At 43.0% G+C, this 22,312-nt stretch carries 19 protein-coding genes; 8 read left to right on the plus strand and 11 right to left on the minus strand.

The genetic code is table 11. The features are described 5' to 3' along the window. The first annotated feature begins 259 nt into the window (after positions 1-259). A complete protein-coding gene (locus tag ABID99_RS21065) occupies positions 260-2,770 on the plus strand; it encodes an outer membrane beta-barrel family protein (protein WP_090534211.1) in 2,511 nt (836 codons plus the stop codon). A 194-nt stretch (positions 2,771-2,964) separates the two neighbouring features. Here ABID99_RS21065 and ABID99_RS21070 read toward each other — a convergent pair whose 3' ends face one another. After that, on the minus strand, positions 2,965-4,773 hold the full coding sequence (locus ABID99_RS21070) for a DNA mismatch repair protein MutS (protein WP_373615026.1): 1,809 nt from the start codon (positions 4,771-4,773) through the stop codon (positions 2,965-2,967). Positions 4,774-4,836: 63 nt separating this feature from the next. On the opposite strand from ABID99_RS21070, the gene rlmH reads away from it, so the two are divergent. The 5 genes from rlmH to ABID99_RS21095 all read left to right on the plus strand — a co-directional run bounded on the left by rlmH (position 4,837) and on the right by ABID99_RS21095 (position 8,032). Further along, on the plus strand, positions 4,837-5,310 hold the full coding sequence (gene rlmH / locus ABID99_RS21075) for a 23S rRNA (pseudouridine(1915)-N(3))-methyltransferase RlmH (protein WP_129568404.1): 474 nt from the start codon (positions 4,837-4,839) through the stop codon (positions 5,308-5,310). Positions 5,311-5,466: 156 nt separating this feature from the next. Further along, positions 5,467-6,405: a cation diffusion facilitator family transporter gene (locus ABID99_RS21080; protein ID WP_188834758.1), complete on the plus strand. Its 939-nt coding sequence runs from the start codon at positions 5,467-5,469 to the stop codon at positions 6,403-6,405. 66 nt (positions 6,406-6,471) lie between these two features. Beyond that, positions 6,472-6,753 (plus strand): hypothetical protein, encoded by a 282-nt coding sequence (locus ABID99_RS21085; RefSeq protein WP_188834759.1) that lies wholly within the window; start codon positions 6,472-6,474, stop codon positions 6,751-6,753. Between the two features lie 64 nt (positions 6,754-6,817). Further along, the gene (locus ABID99_RS21090; protein WP_176622251.1) at positions 6,818-7,225 is read left to right on the plus strand and encodes a Dabb family protein; all 408 of its coding nucleotides are present in this window, start codon (positions 6,818-6,820) and stop codon (positions 7,223-7,225) included. A gap of 87 nt (positions 7,226-7,312) precedes the next feature. Further along, on the plus strand, positions 7,313-8,032 hold the full coding sequence (locus ABID99_RS21095; protein ID WP_373615028.1) for a hypothetical protein: 720 nt from the start codon (positions 7,313-7,315) through the stop codon (positions 8,030-8,032). A gap of 370 nt (positions 8,033-8,402) precedes the next feature. Here ABID99_RS21095 and ABID99_RS21100 read toward each other — a convergent pair whose 3' ends face one another. The 3 genes from ABID99_RS21100 to ABID99_RS21110 all read right to left on the minus strand — a co-directional run bounded on the left by ABID99_RS21100 (position 8,403) and on the right by ABID99_RS21110 (position 9,900). Further along, positions 8,403-8,777 carry a DUF5606 domain-containing protein gene (locus ABID99_RS21100; RefSeq protein WP_373615029.1) on the minus strand — a complete coding sequence of 125 codons (375 nt, stop codon included), beginning with the start codon at positions 8,775-8,777 and terminating at the stop codon, positions 8,403-8,405. Positions 8,778-8,854: 77 nt separating this feature from the next. Beyond that, the gene (locus ABID99_RS21105; protein ID WP_090534226.1) at positions 8,855-9,292 is read right to left on the minus strand and encodes a peptidylprolyl isomerase; all 438 of its coding nucleotides are present in this window, start codon (positions 9,290-9,292) and stop codon (positions 8,855-8,857) included. A gap of 104 nt (positions 9,293-9,396) precedes the next feature. After that, positions 9,397-9,900 (minus strand): hypothetical protein, encoded by a 504-nt coding sequence (locus ABID99_RS21110; protein ID WP_373615030.1) that lies wholly within the window; start codon positions 9,898-9,900, stop codon positions 9,397-9,399. Between the two features lie 275 nt (positions 9,901-10,175). Between ABID99_RS21110 and ABID99_RS21115 the strand changes: the two genes are divergently transcribed. Next, complete coding sequence (locus tag ABID99_RS21115; RefSeq protein WP_218117107.1) at positions 10,176-11,357, plus strand: asparagine synthetase B; 1,182 nt, start codon at positions 10,176-10,178, stop codon at positions 11,355-11,357. Positions 11,358-11,624: 267 nt separating this feature from the next. On the opposite strand, the gene ABID99_RS21120 is transcribed toward ABID99_RS21115, so the two are convergent. From ABID99_RS21120 to ABID99_RS21145, 6 genes are all read right to left on the minus strand, one after another. Further along, complete coding sequence (locus ABID99_RS21120; protein ID WP_373615032.1) at positions 11,625-13,163, minus strand: serine hydrolase domain-containing protein; 1,539 nt, start codon at positions 13,161-13,163, stop codon at positions 11,625-11,627. 119 nt (positions 13,164-13,282) lie between these two features. Beyond that, on the minus strand, positions 13,283-14,161 hold the full coding sequence (gene sucD, locus ABID99_RS21125) for a succinate--CoA ligase subunit alpha (protein ID WP_090534235.1): 879 nt from the start codon (positions 14,159-14,161) through the stop codon (positions 13,283-13,285). Between the two features lie 550 nt (positions 14,162-14,711). Further along, the gene (dctA, locus tag ABID99_RS21130) at positions 14,712-15,959 is read right to left on the minus strand and encodes a C4-dicarboxylate transporter DctA (RefSeq protein WP_176622243.1); all 1,248 of its coding nucleotides are present in this window, start codon (positions 15,957-15,959) and stop codon (positions 14,712-14,714) included. 133 nt (positions 15,960-16,092) lie between these two features. Further along, positions 16,093-16,869: a hypothetical protein gene (locus ABID99_RS21135; RefSeq protein WP_188834762.1), complete on the minus strand. Its 777-nt coding sequence runs from the start codon at positions 16,867-16,869 to the stop codon at positions 16,093-16,095. A gap of 337 nt (positions 16,870-17,206) precedes the next feature. Then, entirely contained in the window at positions 17,207-18,007 is an 801-nt protein-coding gene (locus ABID99_RS21140; RefSeq protein WP_373615033.1) for a hypothetical protein, read from the minus strand. A 318-nt stretch (positions 18,008-18,325) separates the two neighbouring features. After that, complete coding sequence (locus ABID99_RS21145) at positions 18,326-20,590, minus strand: glycoside hydrolase family 31 protein (protein WP_373615034.1); 2,265 nt, start codon at positions 20,588-20,590, stop codon at positions 18,326-18,328. A 344-nt stretch (positions 20,591-20,934) separates the two neighbouring features. Here ABID99_RS21145 and ABID99_RS21150 point away from each other — a divergent pair, with 344 nt between their 5' ends. Then, positions 20,935-21,321 carry a hypothetical protein gene (locus ABID99_RS21150; RefSeq protein WP_090534246.1) on the plus strand — a complete coding sequence of 129 codons (387 nt, stop codon included), beginning with the start codon at positions 20,935-20,937 and terminating at the stop codon, positions 21,319-21,321. 76 nt (positions 21,322-21,397) lie between these two features. Here ABID99_RS21150 and ABID99_RS21155 read toward each other — a convergent pair whose 3' ends face one another. Next, a complete protein-coding gene (locus tag ABID99_RS21155; protein ID WP_090534248.1) occupies positions 21,398-22,300 on the minus strand; it encodes a sugar phosphate nucleotidyltransferase in 903 nt (300 codons plus the stop codon). Between the last annotated feature and the right edge of the window lie 12 nt (positions 22,301-22,312).

Genomic DNA, 22,312 nt, shown 5'->3' on the forward strand with positions numbered 1-22,312 from the left:
AGATTTACGAAGTTTCAAAACTTTGTAAATCTTCCCTGGTGTTGTCATTTATCTCCCCTAAGTTTTATCACTCGTAATTGACATGGTTTATATATTGTCGCCTCGTCGCAAATCCCCCTTTTAATCCCCCATTGTAAAATCCCCGGTTACATCATAATAGTGTAACTTATACATTACAAATGCACTATTTGTAAAAAAATAAAAATTCAGCATGTAACATTTAAAGTATTTTCGCCTCCAATTACCAAAATAATACTAAATGAAACGTTTTTACATACTTATTGCATTATTCTGCTTCGCGTTATCGGCTCAGGCCCAGTTTGGTGTGGGCGGCGGCGGACCTACAACAACAGGCAGAATATCAGGCACTATCATTGATTCGCTAACCAAAAAACCAATGGACTACGCCTCGGTTGGTTTATATCGCAGCGGGGGCAAATCGCCAATTACCGGTGTTGTAACCGATGAAAAAGGTAACTTTAAATTGGACAATATAAAGCCGGGCGTATATAAGCTGGCTATCTCCTTTATAGGTTACCCAACTAAATATATTGACCAGGTAACCACTACCCCATCAAAACCAGATGCCAAGCTTGGTCAGGTACTGTTGGCCCCAAGCTCACACGCGCTTAAAGAAGTTTCCGTAGTTGGCCAGGCCGCATTAATCGAAAACAAGATCGATAAGATAGTTTATAACGCCGAAAAGGATCTTACATCGGTAGGCGGTAACGCTACCGATGTGTTACAGAAAGTGCCTTTGGTTGCTGTCGACCTTAACGGTAACGTATCTATTCGTGGTGACCAAAACGTACGCGTATTGATCAATGGCAAGCCATCCGGTGCTACATCTGCCAGCTTATCGGATGTATTGAAAACCATCCCCGCCGACCAGATCAAGAGTATCGAGGTGGTAACTTCACCATCTGCCAAATATGATGCAGAAGGTTCGGCCGGTATCTTGAACATCATTACCAAGCAAAAAAATGTTTCGGGTATCAGCGGTTCAATCAGCGGTGGTGTTGGTACACGTCAAAACAACGGCAACGCCAATATCAACTATAACCACAACAGGTTTAGCTTATCGGCAAACGCCGGTGGTAACGCAACGTGGCCTCAAACCTCGCTTACCTCAAGCGATCAGAACTTTAATTATAACGACCCTACCAAACACTATGAGCAAACATCTACCGGAACCAGCCGCGTTAAACGTCACGGCGTAATAGGTTCTGTTTCGGCTGGCTATGATTTTAACGCGTACAACAACTTACGTACTTCTATCCGTTTAAATCAGGGTGGTTTTGATCCGCATTCGCTGTCAACCACAAATCAAACCTATTATTTTGATCACACCAAAGATCAGTCTTACACTTCTGATGGTCGCGGTCACAATAGTTTTGGTGGCTTTGACTGGAACATTGATTACACGCACAAATTTAAAAAAGAAGGTCATGAATTGGACCTGTCTGCACAATGGAGCCATAGCAAAATTGTTACCGATTATACTAACTTGTATTCGGCGGTGTTTGATTCCCTTCAAAACAATATTAACGGTAAAAACAACGAGTATACCATACAAGCCGACTATACTTTACCTGTAAGCAAACTGCTTAAGCTGGAAGCCGGCGGCAAAAACATCATCAGGAGGATAAAAAGTATTTCGGATTATTTTGTACCGGACGGAAACGGCGGTTTTGTATTCAGCGATCCAAACTCAAACAGGTATAATTATAATCAGACAGTTTGGGCCGGTTATACCGTATTAACTTTCTCTCTGCCTAAAGGCTACTCCATCATGACAGGTGCGAGGCTTGAAAATACGGATATTCACGGCGAGCCAATCAATAGTGCTCAAAATCTTAGCCCTTTTGATCAAAACTATAATACGTTTATACCAAGCTTAACTTTTCAAAAGGCGCTTACACCTACTCAAACTATCAAATTATCATATAGCAAGCGTATAACACGCCCAAGCTTACAGTTTTTGAACCCCTTTGTTAACAGGAGCAATATTACAGCGCAAACAGTTGGTAACCCCGACTTAGCGCCCGAAATATCGCAAACAGTTGAATTGGGTTATAACACATTCATAAAATCGTCTGTGATCAACCTGTCGGCTTATTATAAGCATACATCAGGCCTAATTGAAGGTATAGTTGAAAACCTGCCACCTAATGGTGATCAGAACGCTACTTTAACTACCTATCAAAACATTGGTGTAAATAACTCATATGGCGCAAGCTTTTTTGGTTCGGTAACCCCATTCAAGATCCTGACCATACGCGGACAAATCAACGCTTACACTTACAAACCAACCGCTATCGACCAGTTTACGCATCAACAAACACAAACCAATACTTATGTGCAGTACAACGCATTTTTAAGTGCTCAGCTTACACTGCCAAACAACTTTATAGCTGAGGCATTTGCTGTTGAAAATTCGGCACGCCGCACCATTCAGGGCTCAAATCCATCGTTCAGCATTATGGGCTTTGGCTTTAAAAAACAGTTTATGCAAAAGAAACTTGCATTGGGTATTAATGCCATTGAGCCATTCAATACTTACAAAAACTTTAATACCGACATAAAAACACCAACATTTACGCAAAGCAGCAAATTTGCGTTCCCATTCCGTTCGTTTGGTGTAACGTTTAGCTACAGCTTCGGTAAATTAAGCTTCAGCAACCCGCAACAGCAGAAAAAAGGCATCAACAATGATGACATGAAACAAGGCGACCAGGGTGCCGGCGGTTCACCTACAGGAGGCCGATAATCTTTAAGAGTCAAGACTGTTAGAGTCAGGATATAAGAAAAAATTAAAGAGCCGGGAGCGTAAATGCTTCCGGCTCTTTTTCTGAACCAGGATTGTCTGAACTCGAATTTGTTGAATTCATTGAATTGACAGAATTTTAAAATTCGATAAATTCTTAAAATTCGTTTAATTCGAGTTCAGACAAAATCCCGGTTCTATTCTGCGTCCACCTCAATCCCTATCTGTTTAAGCAATAGCGAGGCGTTAAAAGTTTTGCATTCACCGTGCTTGATCTTGTAATCAAACAGCATTTCGCCGTTCACTACCTGGATATCAAAATAAAAATTACGTACGTAATCAGGATATTTGGTTTCGAGATGGGCTATCTGTAAATCGTGAGTGGCTACCATACCCACCGCATTTTTGTGGATGAGCTGCTCGATAACCGCTTTTGAGCCGAGGTATTTATCAACCGAATTGGTACCGCGCAGCATTTCATCAATCAGGAAAAACACTTTAGGCTCATTTTCAACCGCGGCCAGCAGCATCTGCAGGCGGTCAAGCTCGGCCTTAAAGGTTGAGGTGCTTTCATTGAGCGAATCTTTGATGCGCATATAACTGATCATGGTGATCACCGATACCTGCATACTTTGGGCGCAAACAGGGGCACCGCTTAAGGCCAGCACGGTATTAATGCCCACGGTACGCAAAAAGGTGCTCTTACCGGCCATGTTTGATCCGGTGATGATATCAACCTTAAAGGTGTTATCCAGTTCGTAATCATTTTCTATACGTTTGGTGGCGTCAATAAGCTGGTGGGCAATGGCTTTAGCTGTAAGGGTATAGCCCGGCCTGTCGTCAATAACAGGAAAACTCCAATCCGGATAGTTTACGGCCAAACCGGCCAGGCTTAACAGCGATTCAAATTCAGCAATGACATCAAAAGCGGCTTCAAGGCTGTCCTGGTTTTGACGTTTCCAGTTTTCAATGGCGATGATCTGGCGGATATCCCATAAGAAAAACAGGTTGAGCACAAAGCCGATTAACAGGTTAAGATGATAATTAAGCTTATTGATCAACTCCCCCAGTTCTTTTATTTTGGCCGATGTCTTGTCTGTTTTTAGCTGTTGCGCCAGGGTGTTGCTATAACCGGCCTGCCATTGCTGGTCTTCAATGCACTTAAATACATTTGCATAGTTGGATAAAGTATCACCTATTTTACCGGCAATAAGATCGGCTTTGCTGATGTAGGCTGCTTTTGAAAACACCACCCCCATATTAAACAAGCCAACCACGATGGCCGCAAGCTTCACCGGCGAATAAAAATAAGCGACAACCAACAACGCCGTAAACAAGTAAGGCGCTATTTTGGTATAAGCGGCAAGCCATTTTTCGCCTGGCATATCGAGCGGAATGTGCAGGTATTTGAAAAGGTTTTTAAGCTGGTTCACGTCCTGCTTTATGGCGAAAATGAGCCGTGTTTGCAGATCGAGCTTCCAGCTGTGCTTAGCGGCTATTTCTTTAACGGCTTCCTGCCGCTGTAATACGGTTTGCTTGCTTGCCGGGGCATTGAGCCAACCTGCCAGTTTATTATTTCCCGGGGTAGTAGCTGCACGGTTGATGAGCTGGTATAACGATGCATTACCGTAAATATCCAGGTCGGAAGTGTAGAAGTGTTTGTCGTTAGCGTAGCGCGCGCCATCGTTGTAGATAGTTCCGTGGGTTTGGATACTAACTATCTCGTTTTCATTTACCTGCTGCAGATCGTCATAATACTGTTTCTGCTTTTCAAACGCACTTTGTCGCGCTACCAGCCAGGCAAAGGCAAAAACCAGCAATACAAAGGCTATGGCGATAATACTAAAATTATCGAAGTGAATGGCAAAGGCTATAGTTACAGCCACCATGGCAAAAATGCCGAGCCTCAGCAGTGAATAGGTATTGGCAAGCTTTTTATATTTGGCCGCTTCTGCAGCGGCGAGGCTTGCTCTTTGAGTATAATCGTTTATAATTGTTTGTTCCATTTGCAGATAAATTCAACCAAAATAAACACATATATTTTAAATAAACGTTTATTTGTTGCAGATATGAAGATCACGTTCCTTACCGTTGGAAAAACAGAGGATGCCTATTTAAAGGAAGGCATTGATAAATATGTAAAACGGCTAAAACACTATACCAAACTGGAGCTTGCCGAAATCCCCGAGTTGAAGAACACCAAAGCGCTGAGCCCCGAGCAGCAAAAGGCCAAAGAAGCCGAGTTGATCCTCAAGAAAATCACCCCGCTTGATTTTGTGATCCTGATGGATGAGAAAGGTTCTGAATTTACCTCAACCCAGTTTGCAGCTTATATCAATAAAAAAGAAGTTACCACATCTGCCAATTTAATATTCATCATAGGCGGGCCTTATGGCTTTGATACCTCCGTTTACCAGCGGGCTAACGACAAGATCTCTCTTTCGCGCATGACATTTTCGCACCAGATGGTACGCCTGTTTTTTGTGGAGCAACTGTACAGGGCATATACCATTATGAAGGGAGAGCCTTATCATCATGAATAATCCGAACCATGATTTTTAGGATTTAAGGATTGCCCTGATGATTGATCAAATAAACAGATACGGAGCGGGATTATGACCACAACGATGTTACAGCAAATGCTTATTTCAGGAAATCCTAAAATCATGCGAATCAAGGTTTTTACCTACCTTTGTTAAATGTCAGCAGGTCACGATCATTCACACTCACATTCGCACGGGCACCATCATCACGACCATGCCCCTAAGCTTGATCATTTAAATTCGGCTTTTATTTGGGGCATAGTGCTTAACTCGGTGTTTGTGGTGGTTGAGGCTATTACAGGTTTTATTACACACTCGTTGTCCCTGTTAACCGACGCCGGCCATAACCTGAGCGATGTGGCCTCCCTCGCGTTAGCCTTGCTTGCTTTTAAACTCACCAAAGTAAGCGCTAACAGTAAGTATACCTACGGCTATAAGCGGTCGACCATCATCGTATCTTTTTTTAACGCGGTAATATTATTTGCGGCCGTTGGTTTTATTATTTATGAGGCTATTACGCGCTTCATGAACCCCGAAATAGTATCGGGCGGCACCATGGCCTGGGTTGCTTTTATAGGCATTGGCATTAACGCTTTTACAGCGTGGCTGTTTGTTAAAGATAAAGATACCGACCTCAATATTAAAGGCGCTTACCTGCACATGGCTGTTGATGCCATAGTATCCTTTGGTGTGGTGATATCTGGTATTATCATATACTTTACCAAACTGTACTGGATTGACAGCACAGTGAGCCTGATAATAGGTTTTGTGATATTACGCGGCACCTGGAGCTTGCTTACAGCCAGCCTGCGTTTGGAAATGGACGGCGTACCTGCCGAAATGGACCTTGACAAGATCAAAGCCGAACTTAAAAAAGCCAAAGGTGTGGTTGATGTTCACCACATGCACGTTTGGGCACTCAGCACCACCGAAAACGCACTTACTGCCCACCTGGTGATCAAGCCTGAAGCCATGGCCGATTTTGATAATATCAAGCATGACCTTCGCCACCGACTGGAACATCTTGATATCAGCCACAGCACTTTTGAACCCGAATTTTCGGAAGAAGGGTGCAAGCAGCCGGAGTGTTTGTAGGCTGCTTCTTCATATTTCATAAAACCCCTCAGTTTTCTTATTTTTGAGGTAAACAATTACCTTAACATGAGCAAAGCCCAAACCTTAAAAGTACTATCCGTTATCACTTTTCTTGAAATCGTCGGAATGATGGCATGGCCGGTTATATTAGGCTGGGGGCAGCTTATGAGCTCGGCGGGACTGCTGCTTTCCGTAATATTCGTTTTTCCGCTTATCTACTATGTGGTTTTTATCATATTCCTGTCCCGCTATGCGCAGAGAGATGTGCAGGATCAGAACATCGGGCTTGTGATATTTTTAAATGTGCTGCCTGTTATTGTGCTGCTTTATGTTTTGGATGTGTTTTGATTGAAACAACTTATAAACGTTTTAAATAATTCTTACTACCTTGAAAGCGATTATTTAACCTGTCATGAAATCAACCCGAAGAAAATTCATAACCACAACAGCGGCACTGGCTGCAGGTACAGTTACAGCATCGGCAATATCGCTGAAAGAGCAAAAAGAAGAATGGCCAATAGTTCACCATGTGTTTTTCTGGCTTAAAAATCCGGGATCAACAGAAGACCGTGATAAATTGGTAGCCGGAGTTAAAACCCTTGCCAAAATTGAAACCATACGCAAACTTCGCGTAGGTATCGTAGCCAGTACCGAAAAACGCGACGTAGTAGATAACTCCTGGGCGGTGTCCGAACTGATGTTTTTCAGCGATCTGGCCGGACAAGCCACTTATCAAACCCATCCTATCCACCTGGAGTTTATTAAAAACTGCAGCCATCTTTGGGAAAAGGTTATTGTTTATGATGCGATGGATGTATAGCTTTTAACAAAAGCTTAATCAGATTCCTGCAAACCAATCATTTATGTTTGAGTTAATTAATACAAGTTAACCAAAACACTAAATGATATGAAAGTTAAACACCTGGCTATTTGCCTTGCTATTTCAAGCTTCACATTACATTTAAGCGCCACCGCTAATGCAAAAAGCGGAGGCGCCTATCACAAACCAGCAAAGGCTGCTCCTGCCGTTGAAGGATGGTATTTCAGGGCTGTAAGTGGCTATCCTGCTGCCATTGCCTTTGAACCCGTAGTATTATTTAAAAACGGCGAATACTTTGACGTTGGTGATGAGCCAATTGAAACGCTGGATGTAACAGCCGCTAAAAGCAGCCGCCCTAAAGCCTGGGGAACCTGGAAAAAAACGGGCGCAACCTTTTATCTTACTAATAACGAAGGAAAAACCTATGATTATAAGTTGGGTGAAGGCAATTGGTTCCCGGCCTATCCGTATACAGGCAGTATTAAGCTAAAAAAAGGATATGAAAAAGTAAGCGGCAGCGATTATGGCAACGGCACAAATGCCCTGGTAATCAAAAAGATCAATTTTATTGATGATACTCATTTTACTGAAGGATCAAACGGCGGAATCATGACACCTGCTGCCAGCGCCTGGAAAAAAACCGGAGGCAAAGGCGGCACCTACAAAATTTACGGCAACACCATCGAACTGAATTATGGCAGCAAGGTGATCAAAAAATCATTTGCCTTAGGTGCTTCGGGTTCACCTGCACACGCAACAAATACAATGATCTTTATTGGGGGCGATGCTTATACTGATACCGAGTAATGCTCTTAAATACCCGTATGTTCTTATAATATCATAAAGAAGATGTCATTTCGACGAACCGGCCGGGGAACAAACGGGATGGGTGAGGAGAAATCTTCTACGACATAAAATCAACGTTTTACAGGGCGTATAAGATTTCTCGGCCTTGCCTTCACAATTTCCATCCTTCCAGGCTTCGAAATGACATCATTTAAAGCACGCAGGACGATGGGAATCGCTATAACTAAAAAAAGCCGATTATTCGGCTTTTTTTGTGGCTTTTTTAGCTTTTGCTTTTGGTGCTGCTGGCTCAGCTTCCGGTTCAGCTGTTACAGCTTCGGCAACGGGTTCTTCTGCAACCGGGGCAGGTGCCTGGGTAGGATCGGCCTCTTCAAAAATTGGAAGCGGCTTTAATATCTGGAACCCAGGCTATTACCTTTTTAATATCAGATGAGTAAACTTTTTCTTCATCATGATCTGGCGCTACTTCATAAAAGAAGGTACGCAACGCTTTACCGTCGGCTTTAACGTCAGGTATGTTTGATGCTGATTTCATGCGCTCAAGCACATCAGTTAACCTGATATCATCCTCAACACCAAAAATGGTGATCTCACTTAAAGCAGCTAATTTGGCTGTAGAAAGGTTGGCTATCAGTTTTGTTTTCTGTGCATCTAAACTTTCCAGCACATAGCCGGTTTTATTTTGTGCCAAAGCTTTCCATAAACCCGGTTTTCCTGATACCGATACAATTCCCTGTAAATTCATATATTTTTTGTTGGGGCTGATTAGATGAGTAGTTTATTATGTTTAACCAATAAACTACTCACCTCATCAAAATTCACTTAATCTTCAATAACTTCGATTCCTAAAATTTTATCTCCCTGGCGAATAGCGTCAACAACGTCAACATTTTCAATCACTTTACCAAAAACGGTGTGGTTACGGTCAAGGTGGGCAGTGTTTGTGCGATTGTGGCAGATGAAAAACTGTGAGCCACCAGTGTTGCGGCCTGCATGTGCCATTGAAAGCACACCACGGTCATGGTATTGGTTGTTGCCGGTAAGCTCGCAATCAATTTTGTAGCCTGGGCCACCAGCACCGGTACCGGTTGGATCGCCGCCCTGAATCATAAAATTAGGGATAACACGGTGAAATATCACGTTATCATAAAAGTTTGATTTTGCTAATTTTTTAAAGTTAGCAACGGTATTAGGGGCATCCTGATCGTAAAACTCTACGGTCATGTCGCCTTTTTCGGTTTTGATTATTGCTTTGCTCATGTTTTTGTTTTTTAGAAAACAGTTGGCAAAGGTAATAAAATTGAGGATTAAAGAAAAAGGTTAAAGGCGAAAGGTTAAAGGTGAAAGGTTTGAATATTTATTAATTACCAGGGTGTAAAAGTCATGGTAAGTAATCTTTGTTTTGGCGAATAACTAATCTCGCCTTTTCTTTTTGAATCAAACATTTTAATTTCCGAAAGCGGCTTTTTATAATCTTTACCCAATTCGGCCAGTTGGGCAAAAAACCAGTCGAGTCCTTCCTGATCACCCAAAGTATTGGCAAACCAGGCCAGTTTTTGCAGTTCGGCGAGGTTCACTTTTTCGTCGGTGGTAAAAACGTAAGTCCATTTAACTATTGCCAGCTCATCGGGCTTGCCAATTAGTTGGGCCCGGCTTCCATTGGCATCTGTGGCGACAAAATTTGGCAACAGGCTGATATCTGTGTCCTGCTTAAAAACAAGACTGCTGTCGGCTTCTGTAAGCTTTTTAATCAACGCATCACGATTGAGGCGCATACCCGAACTTCCGTTCTGCGCGTGCGCGGCCAAACAGGATATTAATAAAACACCGACAAGGAAAATATTTCTGACAATAACAGATAAACTCATTTAAGGACCAGATTTAACAACGCCATAAAGCTAAAACAACATGCATATAGCCAGAAGCCCTTATGTGTTAAAAATGGTTAAAATACATTAGCCCTTTATTCGTTACATTTGATAACCCGGCAGTAAACAAATTAACAAGGATCGTGAATAATTCATCAGGCAATAACTTTTCACCTCTTACATTTCGTCTATTACTTATAAAGCTAAAGTTCCTTTTACCTTTCGCCTTTTACCTTTTACCTTTAACGTCGCGGGCTGCATCTATCTTAATCCCTATGGATGATGAGCAAAAGGACCATCTGAAATCGTACGGGATAGCTTTCTGGGTGCTCAAAAACGGCGAAGAAGTCGACTGGCTGCTCAACTATCGTGGTGGCAGTTTCATGATGAAGTACGGGCAAAAAGTTGAGGAAGAGTGCAAGATCCGCGGGGTAAGCTACGAAGTTATTGCCGATGCCAAAGCCACCGAAATTATTACCGAAGTAAGCGATCCATCGGTAAATATGGACCTGGTTAAACTGGAGAAAGCCCCCCGCATGGCGGTTTACTCCCCCAAAAACAAGCTGCCCTGGGATGATGCAGTTACCTTGGTTTTAAAATATGCCGAAATTCCGTACGACGTAGTTTACGACGAAGAGGTGATCCACGGCGAACTGCCTAAGTATGATTGGCTGCACCTGCACCACGAGGATTTTACAGGGCAATACAGCAAGTTTTATGGCGCCTTCCGTTACGCGCAATGGTATACCGATGATATCAAAATCCAGGAGACCATGGCCCATAAACTGGGCTTTAGCAAGGTATCAAAAATGAAGCTGGCCGTAGCCCAAAACATCCGAGATTTTTGCGCAGGCGGCGGCTTCCTGTTTGCCATGTGCTCAGGTACCGATACTTTTGACATTGCACTATCGGCTGCTAATACAGATATCTGCGAACGTATGTTCGACGGTGATGCTGCCGACCAGGACGCGCAATCCAAACTCGATTTTAGTCAAACGTTCGCCTTTCAGAATTTTACGCTGGATATGAACCCCATTTCGCATTCCTTCAGCAATATTGATGTTACCACTACCCGCCAGGTAGACCGCACCCGTGATTTTTTCACACTGTTTGATTTTTCGGCCAAATGGGATGTGGTGCCGAGTATGCTTACGCAGGATCATGACAAAGTAATTAAAGGTTTTATGGGTTTAACTACTGCTTATAACAAAAGCATGCTCAAACCGGGCGTTACCATTATGGGCGAAATGAAAACCGCCAATGAAGCCCGCTATATTCACGGCGAATACGGCAAAGGCCAATGGACCTTTTACGGCGGTCATGACCCTGAAGATTATCAACATGCTGTAAATGATCCGCCGACAGATTTGAAACTTCATCCCAATTCTCCTGGCTACAGGCTGATATTAAACAATGTGCTTTTCCCGGCGGCGAAGAAGAAAAAACAGAAAACGTGATACCAAAAAAATGTCATTGCGAGCGTAGCGTGGCAATCGCACGGAAGCATAGCCGCTCTGTATAGCATGCGATTGCTTCGTCGTTCCTTCTCGCAATGACATTTTTTTGAGATTCCTACTTGCACTCATTTGCAAACAAGCTTTATACTCGAGCTCGTTTGTAACGAGTGCGCAACCTGGGTTTGCGTTTATAACGCAAGAGGCAATGCAATCACCAAACCATATTAAGCGCACTCGTTACAAACGAGCCCAAGATTTTAACAATTATTATTGCACCACATCAAAATGAAACTCCTGTACCAATGGCGGGTTTTCGGGTGTAAGTGTAAAACTCACTTTGATATTTCCAGTTTCACATTTGATAATAAAATAACCGCGCAACTGGTTCTCGGCAACAATATCACCGACACTTATTATTCTGCCTGTTTTTGCAAAAGCTTCAGTTGCGGCTGCTTGAAGTTTATCGGGGAAATAATCCATAAAAAAGTTATCAGCAAAAATGCCGCTTTCTTTAGCCTTGCTCCAATCAGCAATAACTTTAAGCAGATCATTTTTACGTTGCTCTAATATGGCTGATGCCGGCAATTGCCGTGATTTTATACCCGAAAGAGCCAGTAAAGTATCCAGAGCCTGGTTATTGGGATAACCAGCACGGGCATAGGTCAGGTTGGCAAATGAAACAACGCCCACACCGTACTCCGGCAAGATATTCCACTGACTGCCGAAACCCGGTAAGCCCCCTGTATGACCAATGTATACGCGGTTATCACAATCCTTTGCCCAACGCAAACCGTAGGCATAGGCACTGACATTGGGGCATGGTCTGCCCGTGGTTGTTTTGGCATTTACAGTTAAATAATTCACATCCCAGGGGTACTGCATTTCCCGGATAGAACTACGTTTTACTGGCAGGGTTTCGGCATCATCGCGCGGAGGCCAGGCATCCATATGCACAGCTATGTATTTGCTAAAATCCTCAATAGTGGTGATCAGGCCGCCCATCGCACCGTAAGCCCCGTCATGCAGCAGAGGTTGTTCAACCCATTTACCATCAAGCCAGCGGTAGCCATGCGCCAGTTTATCTTTGGGCACTTTGGCATATTCCCAATAGGTATGTATCATACCTAACGGTTTAAGGATATTTTCTGTGATGTATTGCTCGTAAGTTTTGCCCGATACTTTTTTGATGATATATCCCAGCGTAGCAAAACCAAGGTTGCTGTACTCATAGCCCTGACCGGGATCATTGGAAAATGAAACACCTTTTTTGTATAACGCCAGGAGTTCTTCATCGCTAACTGCAAGTTGCCTGTCGCCCCATGGGTTATCTTCCGGGTAACCTGCTGTATGCGTAAGCAGGTGTCTTACGGTTACCGGGACAGCATCTTTGGTCAAATATTTCAACCCCTTCATCTCGGGGATATAAATATAAGCCGGATCATCCAGTTTTAGCTTGCCCTCATCCCTGAGTTTTAGGATAGCCATAGCGGTAAGGCTTTTGGTCATGGAGGCGATCCGAAAATCCGACGATGAATCAGCCTTGATCCTGGCATCAATATCGGTATATCCTAAACCACCGGTATGTACCAGCTTACCATCAACCACAATGCCATACACCAATCCCGGCCAGTGATTATCTTCAGCATATTTTTTATAAAGCTGATCGATTACCGGGAAAGTAGCCTGAATCTTTTTTAATCTGTCGGGATCAGTAAACACTGCGGGCTTGTAGGGTTGGGCAGTGGAGGTGTAACTTACCGTAGCCAACAAGAGGGCAAAAGCGGATTTAAGCAGATTTTTGACCATATACATAGATACGGAAAAAGTACTCCAAATTATTTTTAAAACTAAAAAATCCCGGCCAAATCATGACCGGGATCTTCAATATTAAAAAGCTTTTCGCTTTCGGCTTTACGCCTTAAGCTTTACGCTAACTTAGCCAGTTCTTCAGCCATGGCAGCGCCAATTTCGGCTGGTGATTCAACCACACGGATCCCGCACTCGGCCATGATCTTCATTTTAGCAGCAGCAGTATCGTCAGCACCGCCAACAATAGCACCTGCGTGGCCCATACGGCGGCCCGGAGGCGCTGTTTGGCCAGCAATGAAACCAACAACCGGTTTAGTACCGTTCGCTTTGATCCAGCGGGCAGCATCAGCTTCCATATTTCCGCCAATTTCGCCAATCATGATGATACCATGAGTTTCCGGATCGTTCATTAATAATTCAACAGCTTCTTTGGTTGGTGTACCAATGATCGGGTCGCCACCAATACCGATAGCTGTAGTGATACCCAAACCGGCTTTAACCACCTGGTCAACCGCTTCATAAGTTAAAGTACCTGATTTTGAAACCACGCCAACGTTACCTTTTTTGAAAATAAAGCCAGGCATGATACCAATTTTGCTCTCATCAGCAGTGATGATACCGGGGCAGTTAGGACCAATCAGGCGTGCATCCTTATCTGTAAGATATTCTTTTACTGCGATCATATCCTTTGTAGGGATCCCTTCGGTAATACAAACAATAACCTTAATGCCGGCTTCAGCAGCTTCCATAATAGCATCTGCACCAAAAGCAGGAGGCACAAAAATGATGGATACATCGGCACCGGTTGCAACAACGGCATCTTTAACCGTGTTAAAAACCGGCCTGTCTAAATGGGTTTGACCACCTTTACCTGGTGTAACACCACCAACTAACTGAGTACCATAAGCAATCATTTGCTCGGCATGGTATGACCCTTCTTTACCGGTGAAACCTTGTACAATAACTTTTGAATCTTTATTTACGAGTACACTCATTGGTTTTTTCGTTTTAGTACGGCAAAGCTAAAGTTTTTGCCCGAATGTCAAACCCTATTGTAATCTAAATTTATATGTTAACATAAAAGTGACTTTTAAGGGGATTGGATGTGGTTATAGGGTGTTTATGTGTTTTAAATTTTTTATGATTATAAAGTTCCCGTTGAATAAAACTGTCAACTGAAAACTATCTACTGCCAACTAAATTAGGGCGTTGCCTGCGGCCCAGGCTATTTGTCTGAACTCGAATTAAGCGAATTTTAGCAATTTATTGAATTTGCTTTTCATTCTGGTAGATTCGGGTTCAGACAAAATCCGAAATCATTACACTGCCATCCATAACGTGGCTAATTACTAATTGAATGCAATTGCAAATTCAACCGCTGTAATTAAAACGAACACCAAAAACGTAGCAAGAAATATAATCCCGGCTTTTTTAAGTTTCACTTTATCGCCAGAAATACCCGGGATAAAATTGATCGCAGTAAATGTCAAACCAGTTAACAATACCAGTGATTTGAAAATTGTTAATAATATATATATATCCGATTTATTCATTAACTCCCCTTTCAGCCGGCTGTTCAACAAACTCCCCCTCACTCTTCGCAATCACAATAGTAGCAACACCGTTCCCTATCACATTGGTAATGGCCCGTGCTTCCGACATAAACCTGTCGACCCCTATTAATATCGCCAAACCTTCTACCGGTATTATTTTGATGGCTGTAAGCGTACTGGTCAATACAATAAAACCGCTGCCGGTTACACCCGCCGCGCCCTTGGAGGTGATCATGAGTATCCCGATTATGGTTAGCTCCTGCCCCAGCGAAAGCGGGATATTAAACACCTGCGCCAAAAATATCACGCACATAGACAGGTAAATGGTAGTGCCATCCAAATTAAAAGAATACCCCGTTGGGATCACCAAACCTACTACCGATTTGGAACAGCCAAACTTTTCCATCTTCTCCATCATGGCCGGTAAAGCCGACTCCGACGAGGATGTGCCCAGTACGATCAGGATCTCCTGCCTGATGTACTTCAGGTACTCCCAAAGACTGAACTTAAACAGCCGGCAAATAATATTCAATACCACAAATATGAACAGGAACATGGTCAGATAAACCGAGCCCATCAACAGGGCCAATGGCTTCAATGTTTGGATGCCATATTTACTCACCGTAAAAGCCATCCCCGCAAAGGCCCCTATCGGCGCTACCTTCATCACTATTTTCATGATATTAAAAAACACTTTCGAAAGCTTATCAAATAGCTGAATAACCGCTTCGCCACTTTTACCCATCCGGCTTAACCCAAAACCAAACAGTATCGCAAAAAACAGGATCTGCAAAATATCGCCTTCAACAAAAGCTTTGAAGATGTTTGAAGGTACTATGTGGGCCAGGAAGTCGCCCCAGTGCATTTCGGCGGCGGCTTTTTCGTATACGGCTAATTTGCCGGTATCCATTTTTGCAGCATGGTTTTCAAAACCGGCACCGGGTTTAATAATATTGGCTACGGTAACGCCGATGACAAGCGCGAAGGTGGTTACGATCTCGAAATATAACAAAGCTTTACCGCCTACCCTGCCCACTTTTTTCATATCGCTCATGCCGGCAATGCCCAGCACAATGGTTAAAAAGATGATAGGCGCAATCAGCATGGTGATGAGACTGATGAACTTCTTGCTAATCAGTTCGGCAGTTGGGGCAAAGCCTTTAACGTATAAGCCGGCCACTACCCCAAGGGCAATGGCAATAAGTACCTGAAAAGTTAGGTTTGATAAGAGGCGTTTCATGATTGATCCCCCGGCGCCCTAAAGGGGGAGCAACAGGATGGGACGGCAATATAATAAGTTATTGTTTCAGGCACAAAAAAGCCCCGTACCGAAAACCGGCACAGGGCATAATTGATTGATTGAAAGATCGTGATTATGCAGGCGTTGATTTACCGGTTAGTAAATCAATTAAGAAAATTTTATTAAGGAAAGTCAGCTTTGCCTTGTGGTTGCCCAGGAAAACGATAGTGCCGCTGTAATCCCAGCCCCCGCCGTTTGTTTTTCCTTCCGAACGGAAAGTAGCTGTACCGCTGGTGATATCAAACTTATCGTTGCCATGTACATACAGGTTAGTAAACACATAGGTATTATGCACCCTGCTAAACGTTTTGTATTTAGTGTATTCGTTATCAACATAGGCTTTCATAGGGCCATCAAGCGAGAAGTTTGAGTTATTGGTGTTAAGGCCCCTAACCTTATATTTCTGCACAATATTGTAAACGAATGAATAACCCGGACCACTGCCTACCGTGTTTAATGAATCAACCGAATCATAACCAACAGTTTTGTTGCCGTCACAAATAAAATAATATTTGGTACCGCCTGTTTTGGTTGCTTTTAAAGTATCACCCTGATTAAATACACGGTTCAGGCTGGTATCAATATAAAAACCGCAACTATATGTACTCTGTACTTTAAGCTTTGATGAGGCATTGGTTGAGGGGGTAACACCGTCGTTAAGGCTGGCCCCTCCAAATGAACCGGCCAATGATTTTGCCAGGTTATCTGCAATTGCCGAACTGGCTACATTATCGCTTGCTTTTACAGTTGATGGATCGGATTTTACATTAATTCCTGTTTTTGTACAGGCTGAATAAAGAATAGCCACACCTGTTAATAAAGGTAATACACTGCGTAGATTTAGTTTCATAAACGTATAAGATAAAGTTTAGATCTCTTTGCCTCAATTGGCAATAAGCATACCACCAGGTAAAAAATTCGCAAAAAAAACGGCCGGGATATGTGTTTTTAGGCTCATTTTTCTTTTTTATAAAACAGTTAAAGATTTATACTGCTGATAGCAACGGAACACAAAACACACCCACTACCTGCTTTCCCCGCTTCGGGGAAAAATACGTGGAAAATATTCCCCGTTTTTTTAACAAATACACAGGTGATAAAAAGCATGCCGTTTTGAAAAACCATAGCATACAAAAAGCCCTGCCTCCGGTTAGGGAGCAGGGCTCTACATATATTTAAAAACGAATTTAATTAACTTCGCCTGTCATCAGATCGGCAGTATAAACCGTGCCGTCGATAGTGATCTTAGCTTTGTGCCCCCCTAAAAACGTTATCGTCCCTTTATAGTTCCAGACATTTTTTCCGATACTTCCTTTACTCGAAAAGGCAGCACTTCCGCTTAAAATAAAATCGGGGTCTTTTGTTGGATCAACAACAATTGATTTGAAATTGTAGTTAAAGGTGCCTTCAACATTTGGCTGGTCTGTTGTAGGTTTGGTGTAGTTAACCCTGGCATAATAATTCACAGGGCCATCAAAAGAGTATTGCGCGTGTTCAACACCCGGATTAAGGCTTCTAAGTATCAGGTTTTCACCCATTTTTAAAACCATCGTAAAACCGCTGCCTGCCATAGTCATATTTAAGCTATCATTAGCCGTAACACCTGAAGGTACTCCATTGGTACAGGTAAGCTCATATTTAACCTTAGCCCAGATATCTATTTTTGAGGTATCGCTTTGATCTAAATTAAATGCGATCGTAGTATCCATTTTGGCGCCGCACTGTGGCTGAGGGTCAATAGATTGTACTTTGATCTTACCTTTTTTGTTCAGGGATAGATCGGTTGGCATACTTAAACCGCTCTTAAAATCAAACCCGCCGTTTTCGGGGTTAAAAATGCCAACAAGGCTTTGCGCAATTTGCACACTCGCTTCTTTCTTACTTACTGTACTTTGATTGTTAGGCGCCATGTTAAGCTTATGGCACGAAGTGTAAATGGCAGTAATACCGGCAAGCAGCAATACTATAATTTTGTACTTGTGTTTCATGTTTAGGATTTTAATTCCGCGCAAAGTTAACTTATTATCAATTAATTAAAGAAATTTTGAAAATATTTAGGAGCAGAATGCTATAATGTTGTTCATACCCATTTTGAACGATGAGTAAGGGCAAAAGGTTAGCCAATGTGTCGCCCACGGTTAGGAGACTCGGCTGGAGCCTGCCATTCTTTAAAGTTTCTATAACTTATCAGAGCTCTCTGAGGCCGAATGGCAGGCCGGCCTGTTTAGAGCGCCTGAGCCCCCCTCCCGCCGCGTATTACAAACCATGAGACTGGTTCGATCACTACCCAAGAAATGAAACAACAATTATAATTTCACTTCAATCTCTCCGCTTTTATTCTCTATTATTTCTTCCTGAAGCTTAACCCCATCAAAACCATGCAAAACAAATTTCAGCTGCATAAACCTCGATTTAGATGAGCCTTCAACTGATGATAAACTGAGGCTCTTTTCTATGGGATTGAAACTGATAACACGTTTATAATAAACACCCTGCTCATAATCATATGATACGCCATCGTCTTCATAATAAATAAAACTATTTGCTTCCCTGCCGTTCCATACGTGTACCTGCAATATACCGTCGCCTTTTTCATTGGTGCTTTGTACAACACTTTGCATAGGGATAATGCCGCCTGCTTTTATAAATACCGGCAGATCGGTTAATGGCGCCTGAACATTAACAATCTGTTCTCCCTCATAAAACTTATCGCTGCTTAACCTATACCACGAGCCTCGGGGCAGGTAAACATCTTCGGTTAGTTTAGTGCTTTCAACAGGAGCAACCAGCATCGCGTCGCCAAACATAAATTCATTTTGAAAGCGCTCATCAAAAACATTCCCGTCAAAACTGTGCTCAATAGCTAATGTACGGCTTACCGGCAGGCCGGTTTGGGTTGATTGATAAAAGCTGCTGTACAGGTAGGGCAGGAGTTTGTACCGTTGTTCAATGTCCTTCTTAATGATCTGTTCATTGTTTTTACCCCATTCCCACGGTTCGCGCATTTTACTACCTTGTATGGCATGATTGCGGAACATTGGGGTATATGCACCCAGGGAGTTCCAGCGTACCATGAGCTCAGGCGTAGGATTGCCGCTGAAGCCGCCGATATCCACCCCGATAAAACTCATACCTGTAATGCCCAAACTATTTACCAGTCGTTGTCCTAAAAGCATATGGGCATCGGTGCCGGTGTTGTCGCCCGTCCACACGGCCGAATAGCGCTGCGTGCCCGAATAGGCTGCCCGGGTAAGTACAAACGGTCGTTTGTTTCCCATGATCTTTCTTGTGCCATCATAAGTGGCGCGGGCCATTTGCATGCCATAGGCATTACGCACTTCCGGCATAAACTTATCTCCAAATTTTACTATCCAGGGGATATTTTGCCCCCAGGCGGCAGGCTCGTTCATATCATTCCAGAAACCTTCAACGCCGGGTTGAGTAAGAGCGGTGAAGGCTGCTCCCCACCATTCGCGTACCTCTCCCCTGAAAAAATCCGGAAAGTGACAGCGGCCCGGCCACACATAGCCGGTATAATTTTCGCCGTCGGGATATTTGGCAAAATAATCCTGCTCAATACCCTCATCGTATTCCTTATAACCTTCTTCTACCTTAATTCCCGGATCAACAATGGTAACCAGCCTAAAGTCCATCGCCTTTAGTTTATCGAGCATTTGCTTGGGTTTAGGGAAAGTTTTTTTGTTCCAGGTGAAGATCTTGAAATCGTCCATATAGTCGATATCGCAGTACATTACATCGGCAGGGATCTGTTTTTTGCGGAAGGTTTGGGCGATGTTCAATACTTCATCGGCGCTCATATAACTCCATCGGCATTGCTGATAGCCCAGGCTCCAGAGCGGCGGCATTTCCATCCTGCCGGTAAGCCAGGTATAATCTTCAATTATTTTCGCAACACCTTGTGCCCCGAAAAAGTAGTAATTCAAATCGCCGCCATCTGCCCCGAACCAGCTTGTTTCCTCATCTGTGGATGCACCAAAGTCGAAGTAGCTTTTATGGGTATTGTCAAGAAACAAACCGTAAGTTAACCCGCTGTGCAATCCTATAAAAAAAGGAAAGGTTTTATACAGCGGATCGGATTCGGGCGTGTGGTTTGGCGCATCGGTATTCCAGTTTACGTAGGCCGCGCTACGCCTGTCGAGGTTACCGGTTTTTTCGCCCAGGCCAATAAACCGTTCACCCTCAAACAACCGGCGATAACAGGTCACCCGTTCGCCCTGCCAGTTTGTACCAAAGCGGGCGTCATCTTCACTCAGCGAGCTACCTGCAGCCGTGAAAAAGTTGAACCTTAAAGGCGATTTCTGAATACTGAGCTTCAAGGCTGGTGTAGTAATATCAATATTGGCCGATGACTCATCAAAATCGAAATCGGCCAGTGGCTGCCTGATTACCGCAAAGGAAGGATCATCCGGGTTGAAATTTTTACTGATGCTTACCCTGATAATTGTAGGGCTATAGATATAAACCCTTGCTTCGGCTTCGGCGGTTTTAATTGTTAAAATACCATCCTGTTGTTTAAAGCCCTGTACATTACCTGCAATTTCTAAATTCATGCCTGTGGGGTACCCGGAATAGATAAAGGTACTTAAAGGCAACGTTGTTTGGTTAGGTTGGTTTTGTTAAATGTAGATTTTGAAAACGTTGCATGGATTTTTCTATTTCATCCCCGAAAACGACCAACCCGCTTTCCTGCCCGATCAACACCCTTTAATTTTCGACCAACTTGTAAAATACTGATAATTAGTGTGTTTTTGGTGTTTGCCGAATGCTTTTGGGTATTGGTCTATATCTTTTCGGTGCTGGTATAACACTTTTTAGCACTTAAAATTAATGTTGTTCATTTGATCATTGAAAATAACAAACACAAAATATTTAACATACTTAAAAGCTCAAAATTATGAAAACTTCAATAAAATTATCAGCACTATTCTTCTTATTAAGCGCAGGTGTATTTGCTACTACAGCAGCTAAAGCCGCCGATGTAACTCCTAAAGCTAAAGAGGTTGTTACCTTTAAAGCCCTTGATCACGACCGCGGTGTTAAGTTAACGCTCGCAAAATCAGAAAACGGCCGTTCATTCGTACGCGTTTACAGCAAACAAAATGAACTTTTGCTGAAAGACGTTGTATCAACCAAAACCGATGTTGAAAGGGGTTATGTTTTAACCAACCTTGAAGATGGTGATTACATTATGGAAGTTAAAACCAATAACCAGGTGGTTAAGAAAACCCTGCACGTTTATGAAGACGGTGATCAAAAAACATTCTTTATTTACCAGGACTAATTTAGGAAGCCATATCAAACAAAAAGCTCCCGTTCCAACCGAACGGGAGCTTTTTGTTTGAAGGAGCAAATATTAATTAGTCCCAAAGTTTTTCGGGGTAAACGCCGCCTGTAACCAGGTCGGAGATACATTTTTGCACTATTGGTTTATCTTCCTTGTAAGTAACTCCAAACCATTTTGCACCGGTTGGGATCACCTTAAAAGAGGCTGTACCATTTTTGATCAGCTTATCGGCAACCAGGGGAATAAAGAACTCCGATTTCGGGTTGTTTTCGTTAGCAGCAACAAACTCCCTGAACATATCTTCACTTTGCTTGAAAATAGCCGGTGTAAATCCCCAGAAATTCATCGATACACGTGTTTCATTATCAAGCGGATGTTCGCCGGTTGCGTCTTTATAAGCTACGCTGCCGTCCTCTTTAAAATAAACTTCAGTGCGTTCGTTAATTTCAACCATGTTACCATTATCATCAACGCTGCAAACACCACGCGATACCGAGCCATAGTCAGATAATGTACGGTCAATCTGGTATCCGATTATTGAATACTGGTCGTCTTTAACGTCGGTGGTTAAAAATTTAGCCATTTTTTCAAATGAATCATAGCCGTAAAAGTCATCAGCATTGATCACACAAAAAGGCTCGTTGATCTGGTTGCGGGCCGCTAACACGGCATGGGCTGTTCCCCATGGTTTGGCACGTTCAATCTCTTTATCAATACCAAATGGCTTAAGATCAAAGCTTTGATATACATAGTCTGTTTCAATGCGGCCGGCAAGCTTAGGCTCAAAAATCGCCTTGAAGTTTTCGGCAAACTCTTCGCGTATAATAAAACTCACCTTGCCAAAGCCCGCTTTTATAGCATCATATATTGAGTAATCAATAATTGTTTCGCCGTTGGGGCCAAAGCCGTCAACTTGTTTCATACTGCCATAACGGCTGGCCATCCCTGCGGCCAATATCAGTAAGGTTGGTTTCATAGATAGTATCGG

This window comes from Mucilaginibacter sp. OAE612 (genome assembly GCF_041806395.1).
Lineage (GTDB): Bacteria > Bacteroidota > Bacteroidia > Sphingobacteriales > Sphingobacteriaceae > Mucilaginibacter > Mucilaginibacter rubeus.